Annotated in this window: 2 protein-coding genes; both read right to left on the reverse strand. The window is 32.3% G+C overall.

The annotated features are described in order from the left end of the window. Nucleotides 1-961 (reverse strand): hypothetical protein (locus AB1349_14490; GenBank protein MEW6558534.1); only part of this gene is annotated, 961 nt, incomplete at its 3' end. Nucleotides 962-973: 12 nt separating this feature from the next. Then, on the reverse strand, nucleotides 974-1,217 hold a 244-nt coding region (locus AB1349_14495; GenBank protein ID MEW6558535.1), incomplete at its 5' end, for a site-specific DNA-methyltransferase.

Genomic DNA, 1,217 nt, shown 5'->3' on the forward strand with positions numbered 1-1,217 from the left:
TAACATTGAATTGCCCTTTAATTGATAGTTTTAAAACTGCAACAGAATCATAATTTTTATCATCAATCTTTACATATTCGAGATTAGTAAATAAAACCATTTTAATTAACCCGTCTTTAATATCTTCCAAAGACGGTAAAGCCTTTTTTTCACTGTGTTTGCCCTCAATTAGAAATAGTGAATTATTACTAATTTCCGTCTCATCGGATGTGAAATAATAGTTACCACCTAAATAGTTTTGAATTGTTATTGTAGCTTTAGTCCCTGATAAAAATTCTTTTGGTTGGATTGTCGCACTCTCTCTGCGTTGAGCTTTTTCAGCAAGCGTGCGTGACAACTTCATAAACTCATCTTTTCCCCTTAATAGGTCTGTAATTCTTTTTTCCGCACCTTTTATTGAATGCATTTCAATATTTAACTTTTTAGAAATGTTTATATAAGCTTCTAATGCAGTATTCCCAATTTGCCCAATTTTGTCAATCTGTTCTAGATTCCAATGCAATGCGTCTGATTGATAGGATAAAAGGTTTTTAATTTGTTTTTTTATATATTCGATATCGAAACGCTGATTTGTAATCTTTTGTCTGTATTTAGTACTTCTTTTAGCGTCATCATAGTAAGCGACAATAACATAAATACCAAGTAAGCTCATTAGGGAAATGGTATCCCATTGTAGAAAATCTCGATCGCCTTCTTTTCCTTCGTCTTTAAAAATAGGAATTATCGTGATTTTTTTACCTGAAAAACCCAGCGTATCATAGACTCTAGCATAAGGATAAGAGCGAGTGCGTTTTGCAGAAACCCACCAGCTTAGCGCAATTTTGTTTGTTTTATTTAATTCTAAAATAAATGAACCACAAGTTGACAATGCTTCTTCAAGATTTTCAAAATCAAAAATTTGTAAATCTCGGCAAAGAAGTGGATTATATTTTATCCCTTTGACTTTTGCGTAAATATCCATAATTTTATTCCCTCATGTACGGTAAACTATTTCTAATTCGTCATCAATGAAAAGATCGCTTTGTCTACCAGATATACCAATTTTTTCTTTTATAACCGGAACAAGCGATTTCTTTATTTCAATACCGATACTATTTCTCCCCAAGTCCCTAGCAACCTTCATAGTAGTACCACTACCAACAAAAGGATCTAGTATTGTTTCTCCTATATATGAAAACAATTTAATAGCGCGATATGGCAATTCATAAGGGAATGCT

This window comes from Elusimicrobiota bacterium (assembly GCA_040757695.1).
Classification (GTDB): Bacteria; Elusimicrobiota; UBA8919; order UBA8919; family UBA8919; genus JBFLWK01.